This is a genomic window from Polyangium jinanense (genome assembly GCF_028435265.1).
Lineage (GTDB): Bacteria > Myxococcota_A > Polyangia > Polyangiales > Polyangiaceae > Polyangium > Polyangium jinanense.
The window spans coordinates 38521-60826 of sequence record NZ_JAGTJK010000048.1 but is presented as its reverse complement, the minus strand read 5'-3'; the positions used below and the strand labels follow the sequence as shown (position 1 = coordinate 60826).

14 protein-coding genes are annotated in these 22306 nt (G+C 69.8%); 9 read left to right on the top strand and 5 right to left on the bottom strand.

From position 1 onward, the window contains the following. The first annotated feature begins 65 nt into the window (after positions 1-65). Both rpsO and pnp read left to right on the top strand, forming a co-directional pair. The gene (gene rpsO, locus KEG38_RS44060; RefSeq protein ID WP_272426748.1) at positions 66-332 is read left to right on the top strand and encodes a 30S ribosomal protein S15; all 267 of its coding nucleotides are present in this window, start codon (positions 66-68) and stop codon (positions 330-332) included. A gap of 370 nt (positions 333-702) precedes the next feature. Beyond that, positions 703-2988, top strand: coding sequence for a polyribonucleotide nucleotidyltransferase (gene pnp, locus KEG38_RS44055; protein WP_272426747.1), 2286 nt, complete (start codon positions 703-705; stop codon positions 2986-2988). A 104-nt stretch (positions 2989-3092) separates the two neighbouring features. On the opposite strand, the gene lysA is transcribed toward pnp, so the two are convergent. After that, a complete protein-coding gene (gene lysA, locus KEG38_RS44050) occupies positions 3093-4397 on the bottom strand; it encodes a diaminopimelate decarboxylase (protein WP_272426746.1) in 1305 nt (434 codons plus the stop codon). Between the two features lie 172 nt (positions 4398-4569). Between lysA and pyk the strand changes: the two genes are divergently transcribed. From pyk to KEG38_RS44035, 3 genes are all read left to right on the top strand, one after another. Further along, complete coding sequence (pyk, locus tag KEG38_RS44045; RefSeq protein WP_272426745.1) at positions 4570-5991, top strand: pyruvate kinase; 1422 nt, start codon at positions 4570-4572, stop codon at positions 5989-5991. Next, positions 5988-7940 (top strand): serine/threonine-protein kinase, encoded by a 1953-nt coding sequence (locus tag KEG38_RS44040; protein WP_272426744.1) that lies wholly within the window; start codon positions 5988-5990, stop codon positions 7938-7940. Before pyk ends, KEG38_RS44040 begins: the two co-directional genes overlap by 4 nt. An 86-nt stretch (positions 7941-8026) precedes the next feature. Next, positions 8027-9073, top strand: coding sequence for a hypothetical protein (locus KEG38_RS44035; protein WP_272426743.1), 1047 nt, complete (start codon positions 8027-8029; stop codon positions 9071-9073). Positions 9074-9209: 136 nt separating this feature from the next. On the opposite strand, the gene KEG38_RS44030 is transcribed toward KEG38_RS44035, so the two are convergent. Together KEG38_RS44030 and KEG38_RS44025 are read right to left on the bottom strand one after the other, a co-directional pair. After that, positions 9210-9842: a hypothetical protein gene (locus tag KEG38_RS44030; RefSeq protein ID WP_272426742.1), complete on the bottom strand. Its 633-nt coding sequence runs from the start codon at positions 9840-9842 to the stop codon at positions 9210-9212. 195 nt (positions 9843-10037) lie between these two features. Further along, complete coding sequence (locus KEG38_RS44025; RefSeq protein WP_272426741.1) at positions 10038-10799, bottom strand: class I SAM-dependent methyltransferase; 762 nt, start codon at positions 10797-10799, stop codon at positions 10038-10040. A 127-nt stretch (positions 10800-10926) separates the two neighbouring features. Between KEG38_RS44025 and KEG38_RS44020 the strand changes: the two genes are divergently transcribed. Beyond that, positions 10927-11427 (top strand): hypothetical protein, encoded by a 501-nt coding sequence (locus KEG38_RS44020; RefSeq protein WP_272426740.1) that lies wholly within the window; start codon positions 10927-10929, stop codon positions 11425-11427. Here KEG38_RS44020 and KEG38_RS55840 read toward each other — a convergent pair. After that, entirely contained in the window at positions 11421-16313 is a 4893-nt protein-coding gene (locus KEG38_RS55840; protein ID WP_272426739.1) for a translocation/assembly module TamB domain-containing protein, read from the bottom strand. The two genes, KEG38_RS44020 and KEG38_RS55840, sit on opposite strands and share 7 nt — an antisense overlap. Positions 16314-16423: 110 nt before the next feature. Continuing rightward, the gene (locus KEG38_RS44010) at positions 16424-17554 is read right to left on the bottom strand and encodes an LNS2 domain-containing protein (protein WP_272426738.1); all 1131 of its coding nucleotides are present in this window, start codon (positions 17552-17554) and stop codon (positions 16424-16426) included. A 131-nt stretch (positions 17555-17685) separates the two neighbouring features. On the opposite strand from KEG38_RS44010, the gene KEG38_RS44005 reads away from it, so the two are divergent. From KEG38_RS44005 to KEG38_RS43995, 3 genes are all read left to right on the top strand, one after another. Further along, positions 17686-18345, top strand: a complete 660-nt coding sequence (locus tag KEG38_RS44005) for a hypothetical protein (RefSeq protein ID WP_272426737.1) — start codon at positions 17686-17688, stop codon at positions 18343-18345. A gap of 15 nt (positions 18346-18360) precedes the next feature. Then, positions 18361-20667 carry a serine/threonine-protein kinase gene (locus KEG38_RS44000; protein ID WP_272426736.1) on the top strand — a complete coding sequence of 769 codons (2307 nt, stop codon included), beginning with the start codon at positions 18361-18363 and terminating at the stop codon, positions 20665-20667. Between the two features lie 64 nt (positions 20668-20731). Beyond that, a complete protein-coding gene (locus KEG38_RS43995; RefSeq protein ID WP_272426735.1) occupies positions 20732-22255 on the top strand; it encodes a tetratricopeptide repeat protein in 1524 nt (507 codons plus the stop codon). Positions 22256-22306: the final 51 nt, after the last annotated feature.

Here is a 22306-nt window from a genome sequence, read left to right as displayed (position 1 = left end):
GTCGGGCGACGCCTGGACGACCCGGCGCTCGGCAGCGCCAGGGTACGCCGAGGAGTGACAGACCGATGCTTCACCCGATTCACAAGACGACGATCATCGACAAGTTCCGCACGCACGAGGGCGACACCGGCTCGCCCGAGGTGCAGATCGCGCTCCTCAGCGAGCGGATCACGCAGCTCACGGAGCACTTCAAGACGCACAAGAAGGACCACCACTCGCGCCGTGGCCTTCTCAAGCTCGTCAGTCAGCGCCGCCGCCAGCTCGACTACTTGAAGCGGATCGACATCGAGCGGTACCGGACGCTCATCAGCCGCCTCAACATCCGCAAGTAAGCGCACAGGCGAGCGCGACGAGAGGGTTCGTTCCCCGGACGGGGAGCGAGCCCTCTTCGCTTTTGTGCGTTTTGTCCGTGCAACTTATGGAAGTACTTCCGGAAGAACGGGTCGCCGGTCCGCCGAAAAAAGTGGCGGGGCTCCGCCGGAGGCTCTACACAGAGAGCCGAAATACGTCGGTTTGGACAATAGAACGGGGCGCGGGGGCGTTCCCCGAGGCCGTGAGCGCTACGGAGCGTCTTCGTCTTCGCTTCGTGCCCAGCAGCGCTGCTGCTCCTGGGCAGGAATCGAGGAAGAAGATCCGCCTTGCGCTCGGATGTCAGGGTCTTCGGGAGCGCGATCGCGCGCCGCGAGAGAGAGCGCAAGACACATGTACGTTCGTGAATCCGTCATGGTCGGCGGCCGAGCCCTCACGCTCGAGACCGGTCGTCTGGCCAAGCAAGCCCATGGCTCCGTCCTCGTGACCTACGGCGAGACCATGGTCCTCGTGACCGCGGTGTCGCAAGACGAGCGGCCCGGGCTCGATTTCTTCCCCCTCACCTGCGAGTTCGTCGAGAAGACGTACGCCGCCGGCAAGATCCCGGGCGGCTTCTTCAAGCGCGAGGCGCGCCAGCGCGACGAGGAGATCCTCGCCTGCCGCATCATGGATCGCCCGCTCCGTCCGCTCTTCCCGGAGGGCTTCAAGAAGGACACGCAGATCATCGCGACCGTCCTGTCGAGCGACAAGCAGAACAAGGCCGACGTCCTCGCGCTCACGGGCGCGAGCGCGGCGCTGCACATCTCCGACATCCCCTGGAACGGGCCCGTCGTCGGCGTGCGCGTGGGCCGCAAGGGCGGCGAGCTCGTGGCGTATCCGACCGCGAGCGAGATCGAGGAGTGTGACATCGACCTCGTCGTCGCCTGCTCGCGCGACGCGATCGTGATGGTCGAGGGCGGCGCCGCCGAGGCGACTGAGAGCGACATCATCGACGCGCTCATGTTCGCGCACGAGACGGCGCAGCCGGTGATCGACCTCATGGAGCGGATGCGGCAGGCCGTGGGCAAGCCGAAGAAGCCGTTCCAGGCGCCGCAGCTCGAGGACACGATCAAGGCGCGCGTCGCCGAGATCGTGGACAACGATCTCAAGTCGGCGACCCGCGTGACCGACAAGAAGGCGCGTTACGAAGGGTATTCGGCGCTCAAGAAGAAGCTCGGCGAGGCGCTGCTCGCGGAGCTCGGCCCGGAGAAGTACGTCGCGAACGAGAAGCTCATCAAGGCGGAGTTCGAGGAGCGCAAGGCGCACGTCGTGCGGACCTACGTCCTCGACGAGGGCAAGCGCATCGACGGCCGCGACACGCGCACGATCCGGCCGATCATGTGCGAGGCGGGGCTCTTGCCGCGCGTGCACGGTAGCTCCCTCTTCCAGCGCGGCGAGACGCAGGCGATCGTGACGACGACGCTCGGCACCTCGACGGACGAGCAGAAGATCGACGGCCTGATGGGGGAGAGCTGGAAGCGCTTCTACCTCCACTACAACTTCCCGCCCTTCTCGACGGGCGAGACGAAGCCGATGCGCGGCCCCGGCCGGCGCGAGATCGGGCACGGCGCCCTCGCCGAGCGCGCGCTCTCCCGCATGATCCCCGCGCAGGAGCAGTTCCCCTACACGATCCGCATCGTGAGCGAGACGCTCGAGTCGAACGGCTCGTCGTCGATGGCGGCCGTCTGCGGCGGCTGCCTCTCGCTCATGGACGCGGGCGTGCCGATCAAGTCGCCCGTCGCCGGCATCGCGATGGGCCTCATCGCCGAGGACAACAAGTACGCGATCCTGAGCGACATCCTCGGCGACGAGGATCACCTCGGCGACATGGACTTCAAGGTCTGCGGCACGGCGCGCGGCGTGACGGCGATCCAGATGGACATCAAGATCGCAGGCCTGTCGCGGGCGATCCTGGCGCAGGCGCTCGATCAGGCGCGCGAGGGCCGGCTGCACATCCTCGGCAAGATGCTGGAGGCGCTGCCCGCGCCGCGGCCGGAGCTCAGCCAGTACGCGCCGCGCATCACGACGATCAAGGTCAAGCCCGACCAGATCCGCCTGATCATCGGCCCCGGCGGCAAGACCATCAAGGGCATCGTCGATCAGACGGGCGTGGCGATCGACGTGGAGGACGACGGCACGGTGAACGTGGCGTCGCCGGACGCGGACGCCGTGAAGAAGGCGCTCGACATCATCAAGGGCCTCACGGCGGAGCCCGAGGTCGGCGCGGTCTACAAGGGCACGGTCAAGCGCATCACGGACTTCGGCGCGTTCGTCGAGATCCTCCCCGGCACCGACGGCCTCGTCCACATCTCGGAGCTCGCACACACGCGCGTCGAGCGCGTCGAGGACGTGGTGAAGGAAGGCGACACGGTCGAGGTGAAGGTCGTGAGCGTCGACCGCGAGGGCAAGATCCGCCTGAGCCGCCGCGAGGTGCTGCCGCTCCCCGAGGGGCAAGCCGGCGTGGAAGCGAAGGCCCGTCTCGATCAGGCGCGCGAGCGCGACGCGGGAGGTGGTCCGCCGCCGCGCCGGAGTGATCCGGGTCGTGACGGCCCCCGCGGCGATCGTCCGCCGCGCGGCGATCGTGGCGACCGCGGGGATCGTCCCCCGCGCGGCGACCGTCCGCCGCGCGAGCGTCGCTGATCGAGGTGGATCGACATGCTCAACGTCGACGACGTTGAGCATGTCGACATCCCCAAAAGAAAGGGGCGGGCCACACGGGCTCGCCCCTTTCGTTTTTTTTTTTGTCAGCCGAAGAGGCGGGACGCGGCCCAGGCCGCGGCGTCACGCGAGGGATGAATCGTCGCCACGCGACCGCCCGCGAGGAAGATCTCCGTCGGCAGCCCGCGCCCGTTGTACTCGCTCGCCATCACGAAGCCGTACGCGCCGGCGTCGCGGAGGACCACGGCGCGCGGCAGCGGATCCGCGAAGGGATGCTCGCCGAAGTCGTCGGAGCTCTCGCAGACGGGCCCCACGACGCGGTAGCCGGGCGCCGTGCCTGCAGCCGGCGGCGGCGCGTCGATCGGCTCGATGCGGTGCTTGGCGCCGTAGAGCGCGGGACGGATGAGATCGTTCATGCCTGCGTCGATCATCAACCACCGTCGCGCAGGCTCGCCGCGCGAGCGCTTCGCCATCACCACGCTCGCGCAGAGCACGCCGTACGGCGCCACGAGCGCGCGCCCCGGCTCGACGACGATGCGCGTCCCGCTGAAGCCTCGCTCTGCGACGAGGCGCGTCGCCGCCCGCGCGAAATCCGCGGGCGACACAGGGCAACCCGCGCCGTAGTCGATGCCGTAACCGCCGCCGAGATCGAGGTACGCGAGGGGCCTGCCCGCGGCGCGGCGTTCGGCCGCGAGATCGAGCACGACGCGCGCGCCCGCGAGGTATTCGTCCGTGCGCGTGAGCTGCGAGCCGATGTGACAGCCGATGCCCACGAGCTCGAGCGCACCTTCTGCCGCGTCGACCGCTTCGTACGCCGCCGTAAGATCGGCGAGCGCGATGCCGAACTTCGCCTCGTCGTGGCCTGTCGCCACGTGCGCGTGCGTGTCGGCCTCGATGCTCGGGTTCACGCGGAACGCCACGCGCGCCTTGCGCCCGAGCGCGCGGGCGCGGGCCGCGGCGCGCCCGATCTCCTCGACGCTCTCCATCTGCAACGCGAAGATCCCGCGATCGCCGGCGCCGATCGCCTGATCGATCTCGCGCGCCGTCTTGGCGACGCCGCTGAACAGGATCGAATCCGCGGGGATGCCCGCGCCGAGCGCCACGGCGAGCTCGCCGCCGGAGACCACCTCGGCCCCGCAGCCGGCGGCGCCGAGCGCGCGCACGATGGGGCCCGCCGTGTTCGCTTTGATCGCGTAGGCGACCAAGTGAGGCGCGCCTTCAAACCCAGCGGAAAGATCCCGCGCTGCCTGCACGATCGCGTCCACGTCGTACACGTAGGCGGGGGTGCGCGGTCGTTCCGTGCCTTCTCCGGGCTCCGTCCCGAGGTCGAGGAGGTCCTCGAGGCGGACGCCGCCCATCGTGGCGGCCCCGCGCGCGTCGCGTTTCAGCATGCGCCCTCGGGTAGCGCGGCGCGGGCAGCGGGTAAAGCGCGGCATGGCGCGGAGCGTCGAGCGGGCTCGTCCCCGCGACCCGGGAGGACCCCCCGTTCCACGTCGGACGGCTCACGGAGCTTCCTAGCGTAAGGCCCTGTTAGCGGCGCGGACGTCATGCCATGCTGCGCCCGTGGTCGTACGTCGCGCGAAGATCGTCTGCACGATAGGCCCTGCATCCGAGCCCCAGCTCGAGCAACTCATCCGCGCCGGCATGGATGTGGCGCGGCTGAACTTTTCCCACGGCACCCATGACGAGCACGCGCGCCGTTTCCAGGCCGTCCGTGCCGCTGCCGAGGCCTGCGACAAACCCGTGGCGATCCTGCAGGACCTTTGTGGTCCCAAGATCCGCGCGGGCAAGTTCGAGGGCGGCACGATGGATGTGCCCACGGACGGACAGGTCGTCCTCATCGAGGCCACGAAGGAGCAGCAGTTCGGCGGGCCCGGCGAGATGCCGATCCTGTACGAGGGCCTCGCCGAGGATCTGCAGCCGGGCGACATCGTGCTCGTCGACGACGGACGCATGGTCCTCACAGTGACCAAGGTCGATGGCCGGCGCGTGCATGCCGTGGCCACGCAGGGCGGACAGCTTCGCGATCGCGTCGGCGTGAGCCTGCCGGCGCGGCGCGTGCGTCTCGCGGCGCTCACCGAGAAGGACAAGGCCGATCTCTCGTTCGGACTCTCGCTCGGCATCGACTACGTCGCGCTCTCCTTCGTGCGCAACTCGGACGACATCCGGCTCGTGCGCGACATCTGCGAAGCGTGGGGCCGGCCGACGCCCATCGTCGCGAAGATCGAGACGCCCGCGGCCGTCGAGAACCTCGAGTCGATCATCCAGGTGACCGACGCCGTCATGGTCGCGCGTGGTGACCTCGGCGTGGAGTTCAACCCCGAGCGCGTGCCCGTCATCCAGCGCGAGATCCTCGGACTTGCGCGCGTGCATCAGAAGCCGGTCATCGTCGCGACCGAGATGCTCCAGTCGATGGTCACGAACTCGCGTCCGACGCGCGCCGAGGCGAGCGACGTGGCGACGGCGGTCTTCGAGGGGACGGACGCGGTGATGCTCTCGCAGGAGACGGCGACGGGCGCGCACCCGCCGCTCGTCGCGCGCGTGATGAGCCGCATCGTCATGGAGGCCGAGCAGAGCAAGTTCTTCCGGCCTCTCTCGAGCGAGATGCCCGGCGCGCGCGCGAACGTGCCCGAGGCCGTGGCGCGCAACGGCTGCGACATCGCGCGCGACATCGGCGCGCGGGTCATCGTGGCCTTCACGGAGAGCGGCTCCACGGCGCTTTACGCCTCGAAGCACAGGCCCGTCGTGCCGATCGTCGCGTTCTCGCCGAACGCGGCGACGCGCCGCAGGCTCGCGCTCCTCTGGGGCGTCGTGCCCTGGCCGCTCGACAAGGTCACGAGTGCGGACGAGATGGTCGATCGCGCGAGCATGATCCTGCTCGCGAACGGCTTCGTCTCGCCGGGGGACAAGTTCGTCGCGATCTTCGGCGCGCCGATCGGCGTGCGTGGATCGACGAACTCGATCCGCGTGAAGGTCGTGGAATGACGGAACCCTCCGCCCTGCCGGGGCTCCCCAGGCTCGCAAAGTACGAGCTCATCGAGGAGATCGGGCACGGTGGGATGGCGACGGTCTATCGCGCCAGGGACGTTCGTCTCGGGCGTGAAGTCGCCATCAAGCTCATCCACAAGCACCTGCGTGAGAACACCGAGGTCGCCGCGCGGTTCGTCGCCGAGGCACGCGCGGCCGCGAAGCTCCGGCACCCGGGGATCGTCGAGGTGTACGACGTCTCCAGCGAGGAGGACGGCGAGCGTTACCTCGTCGTCGAGCTCTGCCGCGGCACCACGCTACGAAAGATCCTCCAGCGCCACCGCGACATGCCCGCCGAGATCGGTGCGTCGATCGTCCTCGTGCTCTGCGAGGCGCTCGAGCACGCGCACGCGTGCGGCATCGTGCACCGCGACGTGAAGCCGGAGAACGTGCTCGTCGAGCTGCCCGCCGATCGCACGAGCGAGTCGCGCACGCGCGCCGACAAGGTCGACGAGACGCCCGTCCCCGACGCTCCGCGATCGACACCACGGCCTGTGCCGAGCCGTGCCGGTAATCTCGGTGTGCTCATCAAGCTCACGGACTTCGGCATCGCGAAGCTCCTCGACGCGCAAGGCGTGACGTCGACCGGGCAGGTGCTCGGATCGCCGGCGCACATGGCGCCCGAGCAGATCGAGGCGGGCGAGGTCGACGGGCGCACGGACGTCTTCGCGCTTGGCGTGCTCATGTACGAGTGCCTCGTGGGGCACCTGCCGTTCGAAGGGAAAAACCCGGCGCAGGTCCTGCGGCGTGTGCTCGAAGGCGACTATCCGCCCGCGGATCACGAGCGGCCCACGGTGGGCGGTCGGTTCGCGCGCATCATCGACGGCGCTCTCGCGCACGCCGCGGCCGATCGCATCGCGGGCCCCGGCAAGCTCGGCGAGCTCATCCGCGCCGAGCTCGAGGCCCTCGGCATCACCGACCCGCGGCGCGAGATCGAGGCTTATTTCGAGGACCCGGTCGGTTATGCGGACGCCCTCACGACGCGGCTCGTGTCGTGTCTCGTCGCCCGCGGCGAGGCCGCGCGCAAGGCGAGCGATCGCACCGGTGCCGCGGCCGACTTCAACCGCGCGCACGCGCTCGCGCCGAACGACCTCGCGATCCTGAAGCGCGTGACGAGCCTCTCCGTGAGCGCCGAGCGACAGAAGCTCGTGCGCAGGATGGCGGGCCTCGTTGCGGGCGCGCTCGTGCTCGGTGTCGGTGCCTTCGTCGTCGCGCGCCTGCGCAAGCCCGCGGCCGTGATCGAGGCCGACGCAGGCCCGAAGACGGACGCCACGACGGCCTCCACGGAGCACCCCAAGAACCCTTCCGCGCCCGACGCATCCGCGGACCCTCGGACGCCGAGCACCGCCCCGCCGTCGATCAACCTGGCCGAAACGCCGCGCAGCATCCGCATCAAGCTCCCGATCAGCGCCCCGACGACCTCCGCCGCTGCGCCTCCACCTCCGTCCGCGGATCTGCGCAAGGTCGTTTTCCTCGTCAGCCCGCAGGGCGCGACCCTCGTCCTCGACGGCAAGGAAGAAAAGCATTTTTCGCGCGTGTTCACGCTGAAGCCCGGCGCTCACGCCGTGTCGGCCCGCGTGAAGGACTCGAAGTGCTGCGGCACGTTCGACGGAACCCTCGTCGTCGAGCCCCCGCCCGAGAACGATCCCGACGACGTGCAGCGTTACCGCGTCCGGCTCACGCCGCTCCCGTCCACGGTCTCGCTCGGCCCGGCGCCCGCGAACGCGCAGGTGGTGTGCTCGGACATCAAAGTGACGCTTTTTCCAGGTGCCACCAAGAAGGTGCAGCTCGAGGAGATCACGTACGACAACAAGTGCCAGTTCACGGCGCCGGGGGAGGAGCCCTTCCGGAGCAACGTGAGTTTGCGCGCCGGTGAGCACAACGTGGTGCCCTGGCCCGCGCGGTGAGGCGGGGGGCTTCGGGGTCGCGGATAGCGGTCCCCACGATGCCCAAATTCCGGTAGAAGGGTCCCTCGGTTACTCGGTTACGGGGAATGACGGCGCGACCTCGTCTGCAGCGGGCTCTGCCCGGCGGGCTTCGGTTCGGGCGGGACCGCCGAGGCCCCAGGGCCAAACGGCGCGCTTCGTTCGGGCCCGCGGCGCTCGCGGCCGCGACGGGCCTCGCGCTCGCCCTCGTGTCCCAAACCGCGCGTGCGGACGATTTGCAGCAGTTCGAGCTCGGCAAGACGCGCTTCGACGCGGCCGAGTACGACGAGGCGGCTTCGCGCTTCACGGCGATGCTCGATCCTGCGCAGAAGCCCTGCGAGTCTGTCCCGACGAGCGGCACCGCGCCGTGTCGACTCACGGACCCGGACCTCATCCAGCGCGCGCGCACGCTCCGCGCGGCGTCGCTCATCGCGCTCAAGCGCTACGACGAGGCCGAGGCGGAGATCGCCACGATCCTTCGGCAGAACCCGAGTTATTCGCCTGACCCTGCGGTGTTCCCGCAGGAGGTCGTCGATCGTTTCACCGTCGTGCGCGGACGCCTGCGCCAGGAGCTCGACGCGGCGGAGCAGAAGCGCGCTGCGGAGGAGCGAGACCGGCGCATCGCCCTGCAGAAGGCGAAGGAAGAGGAAAAACGCTGGATCGAGGCGCTCGTGAAGGCGGCCTCCGAGCGACAGATCGTCGTGCCGAACTCGCGCCTCGTCGCGGCGATGCCGTTCGGCATCGGCCAGTTCCAGAACGGCAGCAACAGGCTCGGCTGGACCTTCGCCATCACGCAGGCGTTCACGGGGGCGACGTCGATCGTCGCGTCGCAGGTCTTCAACTACTACGCGAGCTTCGATCAGACGATCGCGACGGGGGCCGAGCGCGAGGAGCTCGTGCGTCGCCAGCAGATCACGCTGGTCATCAACCAGGTCGCGTTCGGCCTCTGGGCTGGGCTCACCGTGGCGGGCATCGTGCAGGCGCAGATCGCGTACGTGCCGCAGAAGGTGACGATCGAGAAACGCCCCGTACCGCCGCGCCCTGCGCTGCGCGTGGTGCCGACGGTCGCGGTGATGCCGGACGGGTTTGGCGTGGGCGTCGTCGGCGCTTTCTGATCGCGCGAACCTTTGCATCGACCGCATCGCGGTCGATGCACCAAAGGTCCAGGGCTTGCCCTGGTCCGGGTGCAGGGGCGGATAGCCCCTGCTCGGGCCCGGGGTGAAACCCCGGCGCTACGCTATCGAACACCCCTCAGGTGCTGCGGCTGCTCGTGGGCTTCACGCCTGGCGGGCCGTCGTTGTGCTCGCGGCAGCCGGTGCGCGACATCATCTTTGCGCGGAACGAGACGCGGCCGCACGTGTCGCAGACGCAGAGGTTCTGGTCGTACAGGTTGCGGTTCGAAAGGATGTCCGCGGCGAACAGGCTGAGCACGATGTCGCTCAGCGAGTCTTCTTTCTGCGGACGCGCGATCCACGACACCTTCGAGCCGATGCCGAGTGGCTGCACGCGGCTCGACTTCGTGGCGAGCTCGAGGAAGCCGTCCTCGGCTGGATCCGTGATGAGCCCGCGCAGCGTGAAGACCACTCGCGATCGCGCGCGGCCGAGGATGCGATCGAGCAGCGCCTTTGTTGCCGAGGGCGGCGCGCCCACGGTGTTCAGTGTGTCGAGCAGCAGCGTCCCTGCCATGGGCTCGGCGACCTGAATGGGGCGCTGCATGCGACCGGCGCGCACGAGGTACTCCTCGATCCATGTCTTGAGCTCCCGCGCGCCCATGGCCCCGATGCCCACACCCTCGACAAACGCGAGCGCTCCGATGAGTGCGCCGCGATCGTTGTCCGCGCCGGTGAGGAGAGTCGGGATCGAGCTCGTGGACGTAGGAGGCATCGCGGGTCCTTTCAGCGACGACGGGCGCTCGGAGGGGGCCCTGCAACGTGCAGTATCGCTCTGCTTCGCGGCGGGGCCAACATCGCCGCCGGGGGGGCGGGCTTCCGCGATGGGGGCGAGCGGAACCTCGAAGGCCACGAGAAGCAAAAATATCAGTGATTTCCGACCGGAACAACAGGGACGAGGGCCGCCCCCTCAAAGCTTCTCAAGTGCGACGATCCAGAAACCGCCCAGGTGCCGGAGCGGGGAGTCGCAGAGCGCGTGCTCGGCGCGAACCAAGGCGCTGCGGACGAGAGGCACGCGCATGACGGCGGCCGCGGGCGTGACGATACGCACGCCGCGCGAGGCGCGGACACGCACACCAGGCGGAAAAAGACGGGCGGCGCCCCACGGGCTCACGAAGCGGGTGTAGACGGCGTCCTCCTTGGTGCGCGCGCTGATGGCGCCGGCTGGCAGGAAGCGCTTCACGAGGCCGCGCAGGCTCACGGGGTTGTAGAGCTCGGCGAGGATGGTTCCGCCCGGACGAACCACGCGCGCCATCTCGGCGATCGCGCGCTCGAGCTCGCGGATGTGCGGGAGCACCTTGAAGGCGCAGGCGACGTCGAAGCTTGCGTCGGGGAAGGGGAGATCGGTCGCGCTGCCGACGGTGACGTCGAGGCCCCGTGCGCGGGCTTTTTCGAGCATGCCGGGCGAGAGATCCACGCCCCGGGCCGTGCGCGCGAAGTCCGCGATGCGCCGCAGTAACAGGCCCGTGCCGCAGCCGACCTCGAGCACGTCGCGGCCCTCGCCGAAGCGGCGGAGGAAGTCGATCTCGAGGTCGTCGACGAGATCGTGGTAGCCGGAGGTGTCACGTCCGTCGCGGCGGTCCTCGTAGCGCTCGGCGAACTCGTCGTAGTACGCGCGTGTCGCCTGGAGGTGGTCGTCGTGCGGGAGTGATTCTCGCGGCGCTTCGTTCATCGGGGCCGGTTGTAGCCCAAGGCGGGCGCGATCGCAGCACCGCCGCGCGTGTCGGGGCGTGACGCCGGTCGCTGCCGGCCCTATGGATCGTTTGCTGCCTGAACGGGCGGCCGGACAGGAGGCGACCATGAAGCCCGGCGATCACCCTGACTTCTACAAACTCGCGCCCCCGCCGGGCACGTCGCGCGAGAGCACGATCGTGCTCGATCGCGAGGGCCGCTTCTGGCACGACGGCGCGCGCGTGGATCACCCCGCGCTGGAAGAGGCGCTCCATCGCTGGATTGCGCGGCACCCGGACGATGGGCGGCTCATCCTCACGAACGGCTACGACTGGTGTTACTTCCGCGCCGAGGAGACGCCGTTCGTCGTGCGCGCTGTTCGCGTCGAGGACGAGGGGCAGAGGGCGCTGCTCGTGCTCTCGGATGGCACGGAGGAGTCGCTCGATCCGCGCGTGCTCTCGGTGTCGAGCGAGGGCGTGGTCTTCGCGCGGGTGAAGGCGGGCGCGGAGGATGCGCGTTTTTCGCGGCACGCGCAGGCCGGCCTCGCGCCGCTGCTCGTCTCGGCGGAGCCTCCGATCGTGCGTGTGGGCGACGTGTCGGCGGAGCTCGAAACGCGCGCCGCTCAGTAGCGGTACTGCCAGAAGAGATCGAGGCCCGAGCTCGGCTGCTGGTTGATTCCTCCGAAGCCGAACGATCCGCGCAGCGCCCAGTTGCGCTTGAAGCGCCAGTCGAGGTTCAACTCCGTGCGGTTCTCCGTGCCCTGCGTCGTGCCCGTGGGACTCTGGATGCCTTCGAGGCGGCTCGACGCGGGCGAACCTTCGTAGCTCGCCTGCGCGGTCACGGTGTCGCCGAGTTCGTAGATCACGGTCGTGCGAAGCCGGCCGGCCTCGGTCGTCCCGACGCGCGTGGACAGACCACGGAGCGGGGCGATCTGCGACAGGATCGCGTTGATCTGCGCCGAGGCGATCTCGCCTCCCACCACGCCGGCCGCAACGTCCGCCGCGCGCGGCGACGACTGCGCCGTCGCCTGGGACTGCGTGTCGGACTTGGACTCGGGCGACTCGCCGATGAGGATCATCGACAGGATCGCCTGCTGCGACATCGGCGGGCTCGATCGGAACCTGAGCTTCTGCTCGGTGATCGGCTTCAGATCACCGACGTAGTCCACGAACACGCGCGTGCCGTCGGGAGCATCCCAGCGCGCCGTCACGTTCACGTAGGGGTTGCCCGCTTCTTCCGGACGCAGGCGCACGAGACCCCGCTCGATCTCGAACTTCTTGCCGACGATCTCGAACGAGCCGCGGCCGATCTCCACGTCGCCCGAGAGCCGCGTCTCGTCCGTGAGCGCGACGCGCGGCGGCGCACTGCCGCCCGTGAGCTCGAGATCCGCGCCCATGCCTTCGATTCGGATGTCGCCGAGCTCGAACGTGATCAGGTACGCGAGCGCGTCCTTCGGGCGCTCCTCCTTCGGCGGGCCGAGCGCGTGCGAGACCGCGACGTCGGGGTTCGCATCGAGCGACTGCACGCCACGCGTGCTCGACGCGGGCAGTGCGAGATGAAGCTGGGGCACGCTCACCGTGAGCGACACCTCGCGCCCCTCCCTCTCCGCCGCGAGCACGATCCTCCCGTGCGCGTGCCCGAGCGGCACGCCCTCGAACGTCACGGGCAGCTCCTCGTCCCGACCGATGCGCAGCTCGCCGTGCGCCTCCTGAAAGGCGAGGCCCTTCATGTGCACGATCGCAGAACCCTCGACGGCGCCGCTGATGCCCTCGGCGCGGAGGTCGTCGAAGCGCAGCTCGCCCTTGTCCGTCGTGCGGATCGAGACGCGCGTGTTCTTGAACTCCTGGCCGATCTGCGGGACGTGGAAGACGCCGTTGCGCACCTCCATGTTCGCCTCGATGCGCCCGTCGTCCTCGCCGAAGCGATGCAGGCCGACGCGCAGATCGCCGTCGAGCGTACCGTCGAGTCGCGAGAGCGTCCCGGAGACGAGCGGCGTGAGGCTCGCGAGGCGGAAGCGGTTCGCCTTGAGGAGCAGGTCCGCGGGCCGCGTCGCGTCGATCTGCGGGGCGATGCCTTGCCAGTCGACGCCCGCGTAGCCCGTGGCGTCGATGCGCCCGCCGCCGCGGCCGACGAGCTCGAGCTGCGCCACGCCACGCGCAGGCTTGCCCGCGCCGCCAGGGTTTCCGATCGAGAGCTCGAGCGTGGCGCGATCGAAGGACGACTGGCTGCCGAGCTCCAGGCCCGACACCTCGAGGCGCCCCGCGGCTTCGGGCTCGTCGCCGCGCTGATCGAAGCGGAGGACGCCGCTCACGCGGCCCGCGACGTCGCGATCCGCGAAGAACGGGATTAGCTCCAGCGGCAGATCACGCAGCGTGGCGCGCGCGCTGCCGCGGGGCTTGATGGCGCGGCCCGCGCGCAGCGCGGCGAGGTCGACGTCGGCGTTTGCCTCGACCAGGGCGAGCTCGCGTGCGTCCTTGCGCACGGCCGCGCGCAACGTCGCCTTGCTCGCGTCGTAGGTCGCGGTTGCATCGATGTCGACGGGGAACGCCCACGGGCTCGGGCCGAGCGTCCGCGCGTCGTGCGCGAGTCCGAACCCGCGCGCGTTCACGCGGATCGCCGGCTTTTCGAGCGTCCCGCTCGCCGAGGCCGAGAGCGCGATCGCGCCCCGGATCGGCGGGAGCGCATCCCGCAGGACCGAGGGCAACGTCTGGAACGAGCGCACCGTTCGCCGCGGGATCGTGAGCTCGGCCGTCCCGCGCGATGCGAGAAGCGAGGCGCGCCGCTTCTTCGGATCATCCACCAGCGTCGGCAGATCGAGATCCACGTGGGTCGCGAGCTCCACCATCGTCGACGTGTCGAGGAGCGACAGCGTCACGTCCGTCGCGCCCGTCGCGCCGTTCAGCGAGCCCGAGGCCGCGACGTCCATCGAGCGCGACTCCCACGCGGGTTTGTCCTCGCCGAACCCCACCGGCCCCGCGACCACGAGGCCACGCGTGCGCACGTCGAGATCACGCACCGACACGAACCGCTGCCCGGCGGGCCGCTCGATCGCGAAGCTCGTCCCGAGGCGACCCGAGACCTCGCTGAGGACGAGCGCGACCGGCAGGCGCCGCGCGATGCACCGCAGATCCCAGTCCGGCGCGTCCACGCGCGCCGAGCCCGTGAGCCGCGCCCACGTTCCCGGATCCAGGAGCGGCCCGCGCAAATTCCCTTCGGCGCCGGAGATCCGCACCTCCGCGATCGATCCGTTGCACGCGTCCTCCGCGCCGGACTTGTCGCGATCGACGAGGCGGAACGTGCCATCCATCGCCCCACGCGAGCCGTCGAACGTCGCCACGAGCGAGCCGCTCGCCCCCGTGATCGGCAATCCCCCGGCCGAGAACGTCGCGTCCTCGACCTGCAGGTGCACGTGCCCTTTGCGCCCGTCCCTCGTGCGCGTGAGCGCGACGTCCACGTCCGCGAGGCCCCGCAGGTTCCGATCGAGATCGAGCAATCGACCGAGCCGACCGAGGTCCACGCCCTCGCCCTTGAGTTTGCCCGTGAGCTCGCGCCCGTCCACCGCGAGTGTCCCTCCGAGCGAGCCCACGCCCGGCCCCTCGGCCGTGAGCCCCTCGATCGCGAGCGCTCCGCCCTCGAGCGCGACGCGCTTTGCTTTGCCCTCGATCTGCTCGCCCTCGCGCGACAGACGCAGCGCCACCTCGCGCGCGCTCTTCTCCTTCGTCTCGATCCGCGCCGACGCTTCGAGCTCGCCCACGTCGCCACCTTCGAGCCGCGCTTCCACCTTCGGCGCCGTGACCGGACCACGCACGTGCGCCGTCACCTTGTCCGCGCCGCGCCCGCCCGCGAAAAACCCTTCGCCTTCGAGCGTGGCCTCGACGTCGAGTTTTTCGAACGGCCCGCGGATGCGTCCTTCCACGCGGCCTCGTTCGAGCGACACGCCGCCCTTCGCGTGGAGCTCGTGCACCGAGCCGGTGGCACGCGCGTCGATCTTCCCCGCCTGGATCGCGCCCTCCACGTGCACGCGTGCGCTGCCCGTCGCGGGACCTGCGAGCCGCGGCGCCGATTCGAGCGACGCAACGAACGTCTCCGCCTCGAACCGCACGGCGCCGCCCGGGCGCACGACAAACGATCCGGATGTCGGCGCGCCCTGCTCGTGCAAGGTCACGCGGCCTTCGAGCTCGCCGTGGTCGTAGACGAGGTGCACGTCGGCCGCCGGCACCGGCTGCTCTTGCACCACCATCGGCTCGGTCCTCGCCTCGGCCACGAGCCGCAGCGCGGGGTTCGTATCGAGCACGAGCCGCGCGTTCATGTCCACGTTCGCCTCGGGCAAACCATCGACGAACATGCGCGGATCGACGTCGTCCGCGGTCACGTCGAGCGCAAGCCGCGCCCCGCGCGTGACGTCGAGCTTGCCCCGGAGCGCGACCGAGCCTGGCGATCGCTCCGCCGGCGTCACATCGAGCCGCCCCTCGACCTCGAACGAGGGCGCGTCTCCTTCGAGCGTGACCTTTGCCGAGACCCGATCGCGCAGGGGCAAATCCGGCACGAGCTGCCGCAGATCCGCGGGCTCGGCGCGCGGCAGCTCGACCGCCGCGGAGACGTGCGCGCCTTCGAGCGACGCGCGCGCCAGCACCTCGACCGGCCCCGCGTGCCCGGCGAAACTGCTCCACATCCGCATCACCGCCGCCGGGCTCGTCGGATCGGGCGTCGCGTTCGTCGTCGTCGCCTCGGGCGGCGTGTCGATGTGCAGGTGGTAATCGACCGTGCCCGCGAGTGGCACGTGCGCGAGCGTGCGCTCGCGAATGCCCGTCTGCTCCACGTCCACGGCGACCCCGCGTGGCGTCACGTGCACCGAAGCGAGCAGGCGCGTCACGTCCGCGTCGAGCGCGCGCGGCGGCGCCACCTGCCCACGCACGTGCGCATGCCCGATCTCGATCCGTTCGAGCGCCACCGTCGTCGGCTGCTCGGACGCTCGGTCGACTTCCCCGGGCTTCTTGGGTTTCTTGGGCTTCTTCGGCGTCGGCCGTGGCTTGAACGCCGTCTCGATCCCGAGCCGCTGATCGGGACCGCGATCGAGCACCACCTCGGCCTCCTCGATGCGGATGTGGGGGAAGGCGAGCTTGCGTTCACCCGTACCGAAGAGCGACGCGCGGGCAAATGCGAGAAGGTCGAAGCTCCCGTGGATGTGGTTCGCCCGGATGATTTCCGTGCCGTGCGGATCGAGTGTGACCGCCGATCGGACCGACACCTCGTCGAGCGCGAGGTGATCGATCTCCGAGATGACGATCTTCCCTTCGAAGAGCGATCCAAGCGCCTGATTCGCGACATCACGCGCGAGGCGGCGGAACGGGCCGACGTCGAGGTGCAGTCCCACGGCAAGGGCGGCGGACCCGGTGAACACCACACAAAGCCCGAGCGTGGCGGCGCCGGTGGCGAGCGCGCGGCGCACCCGTCCCGGCCGCCGCGGCGCGGCTTTCGATGGGGAATCACGATCGGCCGGCGCGCTCGAGGCCACGGCCGTAGCATAACGAATTACCGCCGGGTTTCACGGCCTCCGCGCCCCGCAGTTTCATGCTTTCGCGGACGGGCGGAAGTCCGCGGAGAATCACGATCCGCCCGCGGCGATCATGGGCAGAGGCTCGGCAGCGCTTCGGCCTCGGCGAGGAGCTCGGTGTAACTCTCGATCCGGCGCCCGCCGTGCACCGTATCGTCGAACTCGATGAACACGCGCCGCTCGTCGGGCTGCACCATCGCGTTGAAATAGGCCGCGGCGTCGGTGTCCGTATTGCCGAAGGCGTAGGTGGGGACCATCCCTTTTTGGGCGAGCATCGCGAGCTCGCCGGTCTTGTAGCTCGAAGCCTCACTCCCGAGCGCGCCCGACTTCGTCAGCGTCGTGTGCACGATCCCGTGCGGAAAACCGTTTTGGTCGAGGAACGCCCGCGTCCGCGCGCCGAGCCATTCGGGCCGGGCGGTCATGTAAAACGGGTGATAGCCCTTCGAAACGAGCACGTCGAAGAGCTTCGCCGCGTCCTTTCGCACCTCGGGCAGCTCCCCTTGCGCGAGCGCGACGAACTCCTCCGTCTCGTAGGTCGTCAGCGTCCCGTCGATGTCACTCACGAAGACCGGCGTCCCTTTCGGCACGACCTCGAGGAAGAGGTCCGTCGTCGAGAGGTCACCCTTGACAACGAGATGAACCCTGTGTCTGCCGAGCCCGAGGGCCTTCTCCTCTGGGATCTGGAAGTAGACGCGACCTCCCGTGTCCTCCACGCCCTCGACCGCCTGGTGTTCGCCATCCTCGGTCGTCGTCGCGGTCCCGAGGTGCTCCCACGTGCCAGCGCAGTCGCGCTGCACGTACACGTCGACGTACTCGCCTTTGATGTCGTCGTCGAAGGTGCCGTACGAGAACTTCGCCAGGATCCACTGCGGATCGCCGGGGTTCAGGAAGAGATCTCGCCCGCGGTGGTTCGGGTCTCCGATCGGCGGGAGGATCGAGTTCCAGTCGATGGCCACGCCCGGTGGCGGGGGAGGCGCATCACAGGCCGGGATCGGCGCGCACCACGCGCCCGGCACGCTGCCCGATCCACCGCCGCCCGTCGCATCGCCGCCTGCGCCTCCCGCGCCGCCTGCGCCGCCCGAGCCCCCGGAGGCACCCGCGCCCGTCGTGGCGCCGCTCGTCACGACATCGAAGCCGCCGCCGGTTCCACATGCGGCCATGCCCACGATCCCCGCCAAGAAGAAAGCGAACGTTCCACGCATGCCCGCCATTGTGACCCCGATCGATCCGCAGAAAAAGCGCGTCGACGCGTTGCGTCCTTCGCCCCCACAACCCTGGCGTTCGCGCCCCTTGCGCGGACGAGCGCACCTCTGCGAAGGTTCTAGCCCCCCGTATGCCCAAGCCTGATCCCCGCGTCCTCGCACGCACCGCTGGCAACTATCTGAAAGAGCACCCCGAGGAGATCGTCCGCGCCTTGCGCAGCGCCCTCGGCCTGCGCGCTTCCATCCCCATGGATGCCCTGCGTTACCTCGCGCGCGAGTTCGTTCCGGACAACAAGAAAGCCCCGAAGGACATCGTCATCGAGGCCGCGCCGCCCGGCATCCGCGTCGCCGCGACCGTCGACGCCATGGGCACGCCGCTGCGCGCCTCGCTCATCGTTCACATCGAGGAGATCGACATCTCCCTGACGGAGATGCGCATCGGGGTCCGCATCGAGGGCCTCACCCTCACCGTGCTCGGCGACTCGAGCTCGCCGCTCGCCGGCCTCTTGAAGTCCGGCGCGCTCGATCTCTCGAAGCCCGGCAACCTCGTCGCCTTCATGCCCAAGCGTCCGCCCATGCTGGTCGAAGCCAAGGACGATCGCCTCACGCTCGACCTCATGAAGGTGCCCAAGATCGCGGAAAACCCCAAGGTTCGTCGTTATCTCTCGATCGCCCTGCCCGTCGCGTCGGTCCGTGCGATCCGTACCAAGGACGATCACCTTGACGTGCACCTCAAGGCAAACATCGGAGGTCTCCCGCAAGCGATCGCTGCGGCGCGGCAAACGGTTTGATACACTGACGAACGAATGCCGCCGCCTCCTGGGCAAGACCCGTCCGCGCTCTCCTTCCTGATGCTCGCGGAGATCGCGGCGGGGGAGTCGGCGAAGGTCGATCTCTGCCGCGTGACCCACGGCCCCGCCGAGGGTCGCCTCGTCGCCGTCAAGCGCCTCCACCCGCACCTCGCCAGTGATCCCGCCTTCGTCGCCCAGTTTCGCGACGAGATGTGGATGACTGGTGCGCTCCGGCATCCGAACGTGGTCGAGGTCGTGGGCTGGGGCAGCGACGATCAGGGCCTTTACCTCGCCGTCGAGCTCGTGCAGGGCGTCTCGCTCGCGCGGCTCATGAAGACGATCTTCGACACGGGCGAGGCCTTCACCGAGCGGATGGTCGTCTTCCTCGCGCGGCAGATCTGCCGCGGCCTCGGCACCGCGCACGCCCTGCGCGCGCCGAGCGGCGAGCACATGAACCTGGTCCACCGCGATCTCACGCCCGGCAACGTGCTCTGCTCGTTCCAGGGCGACGTGAAGATCACCGACTTCGGCCTCGCCAAGGCCAAGCAGAGGCTCACGCGCACGCTAACGGGCATGGTGAAGGGCCAGCTCGAGTACATCTCCCCCGAGCAGGCCACGGGCAACAACATCGACGCGCGCGCCGACATCTTCTCGCTCGGCGTCATGCTCTTCGAGCTCTTCGCGGCGCGCAGGCCCTGGGTCGCGCCGAACGACATGGAGCTCGCGCGCCAGATCATGACCGCGCCGCCGGCCGATCTCTTCAAGCTCCGGCCGAAGATCGATCGCGAGCTCGTCAGCATCGTGAGCAAGTGTCTCGAGAAGGATCCGAAGGCGCGCTTCCAGTCCGTCGCCGAGATCCTCGCGCGGCTCGACGAGTGGCTCAGCGCGCACGGGTACATGGAGGACAACGAGGAGGCCCTCGGCCGCTTCGTCCGCCGGAACGCGATGCGCCAGATGGCCTGGTTCGAGCGCGTGATCGCGAGCCAGACGCCCGAGGTCAAAAAGGCGAAACCCCGCCCGCCCACGTTCACCGGCGGCTCGGTCGTGGCCCCGCTCCCGAGAGACCCGCCGAAGCGAAGCGATTCGCCCCCGCCCACCGAGCGCCCGGGCACGAAACGATCGGCCGAGGCCCAAGGCCCGCTGAGCACCGACGCGAACGAGCTCACCGAGGACACGACCGCCGAGGCCAAGGTGACGCCGCGGCGGCTCGGGACGCTGCGGAACGCGCCGCGCATCGTCGAGGGGCGCGGTACGGGCGAGGGCGAGGTCGACTGGGGCGAGGAGGTCCCGACCCTCGTCAAAGGTACGCCCGAGCAGCTCGCCATGCTGCGGCAGCAGTTCAAGGGGGGCAAACCCTTCGATCCGAAGCTCGTCGCCCCCGACGTCGCCGCCGCGCGCCCCGCGCCCCTGCCCGAGGCCCCCGAAGACAAACGCGTCGTGCTGCCGAGCTTCGCGACCGTCATCGAGGGCAAACTCCCCGCCGGACCAGCTCGCCGCGAGGATCCCCCCGACAGCGAGGATCTCGACGATCCCACCGCGCCCATCGGCGACATGCTGCGCAAGGTGCGCGCCGCGACGGCCGCGCGCGCCATGCCTCCGGCGCCGCCCGGTCAGATCGTCCCCGCCGATCCCTCCGTGCCCTTGCCGCCCATCACGAGCCGCAGCGGAGGGTCGGCGCCTCCGCCCCCGCCCGTCGCCGAGCCGAGCGGCGAGGATCGACTGCGTAGCGAGGCCGAGCGGCTCTCGATCGAGGCCATGCGCCTCGCGGACGAGGCGAAAGCCGCGTACGCGCGTGCCGAGCGGAAGGCCGCGCTCGCGAAGGCCACGAGCGACGCGGCCGCGCTCGCCGCGGAGGCGCTGCGCATCGGAAAAGCGCAGAGCATCACGGACGGCCTGCGCCGGCTCGAAGTTGCGCTCGCGATGGAGCGATCGGCCCGCGCGACCGAGGGCGCAGCTGCGCAGACCGTGAGCGCGCCGCCTCCGGGCTTCGCGGCCATGGCGCCGCCTCCGATTCCGCCTGCGCCGCAGATCCCGGCGCTCGCCGCGCCGATGCCGTCCCCGTCGGCGCCACCGATCGGGGGCCCTTCCATTCCGGCGCCGCCGCCGATTCCGCCCGCGCCGCCCGTGCCGGGTCGTTCGGTGCCGCCGGGCGCGACGCGCCTGCCGGATCGACACGCTTTGCCTGCGCCCGAGCTCGACGCCGATGCGTTCACCACGCGCCTCCGGCCGCGTGTGCTTGGTTTGCAGACCCCGGCGCTCATCGCCATCGGTGTTGGTGTGGTCGTCATCTTGGTCGTCGTGATCCTGATCAGCATCTCCTGACGCGCCGTGGCGCGAGCCTTCGGCGCTTGATCTCGGAAGCGGCCTTTCGCTACCGTGATCCGCGATGAGCAAAGACGAAGAATGGGTCATGATTGCCCTGGACCCGAAGATGTCTCGCCGCCAGGGGATGCCGCCGCAGCTCCCCATTCCCAAGAGCGAGTTCGAGGGTCTGGCCGACAAGGGCCTGTCCATCGAAAACGCCCGCAAGTGGATCAAGTCGTTCCTCAACGACTCGCCCGCGGGCAAGGATGGCAACTGGCGCAAGAAGAACAGCCAGCTCGTCTCGGCGCTGGAGGTCTTCCTCGACAAGGCGCCCTTGCTCGATCGCGCCCAGAAGGGCTTCGCCGAGAACGACTTCGAAAAGGCGCTCTCGGCGCTCAAGCGCATCGCGTCGATGGATCCCGACGATCACGCCGCGCGCCTGAACCTCGCCGCGGCGCAGACGGCCTTGCGTGATTACCCGGCCGCGCTGAAGACCTATCAGTCGATCCGCAAGACGTTCGAGGGCGACGCGGATTATCACGTCGGCCTCGGCCAGGTCCACGCGACCATGAGCAACAAGGACGCGGCGATCGACGAGTTCGTCCTGGCGCTCGAGGCGCAGCCCGACTGCCAGCCCGCGCTCGACGCGCTCGCCAAGCTCGGCGTCCTCGTGCCCGTCTACGAGAACCCGCGCGACGCCACCTCGCTCACCTACGTGCGCAGCGACAAGGTCGACGAGTACCTCGCCTCCGTGTGGGACGCCGAGGCGCGCGACGCCGCCTATTACCTGGAGCAGCTCGCGTATCACGAGCGCGAGGCCCGCCCGATCGTGGTGCTCGCCATCGCCGAGCGCATCATCAAGCTCGGCGACGCAGCTTCCGCCGAGCGCGGCGAGCTCGCGAAGATCGCGGCCCTGCGTGACCTCGGCCGGCGGGACGAGGCCCTCGCGGCGGCGAAGGCGTACGTCGAGAAGGCGCAGTCGGCGGGTGCGTACGTCGAGCTCGGGCGCTCGCTCGCGGCCGCGGGCAACGCGGACGAGGCGCGCGCGGCGCTCGACAAGGCGCTCGAGGCGGATCCGGGCGATCTCCTCGCGCTTCAGTATCGCTTCTGGCCCGCGGACGCGGCCACGAACATCCAGGGCGTCTCGAACGCGATCCCGGCGCTCACGGCGTTCGCCGAGGCGCACCCGAATGCGGTGGGCGCGTGGCGCTCGCTCGCGCGGGCGAAGATCGCCACGGGCGCGAAGGACGAGGGCATCGACCTCCTCAAGAAGGCCGTCGCGCTTCGCCCGGAGGACGACGACCTCCGCGCCGAGCTCTGGACGCAGCTCGGCAACGAGAAGCGCTACCAGGAGATCGTCGAGGACGCGGGCAAGCTCGAGAACCTGGCGAAGCGCGATTGGAAGCTTCGCTGGAACGAGGCGGAGGCCTACCTCGGCCTCGAAAAGAAGATCGAGGCGCGTGGCGCATTCTCGGCCATCAATTTCGACGAGTCGCTGCACGTCGACATCCGCAAGCGCGCCAAGCGCGCGGTGAAATCGATCGACGAGGGTCTGACCCTCGGCGGCGTGATGTCCAATCCGGAGACGCCGCCCGCGGCGACCTGATTTTCGGCGCGAATACGAAAAAGGCGCGAGCCCCGCGAAAAGGGCCCGCGC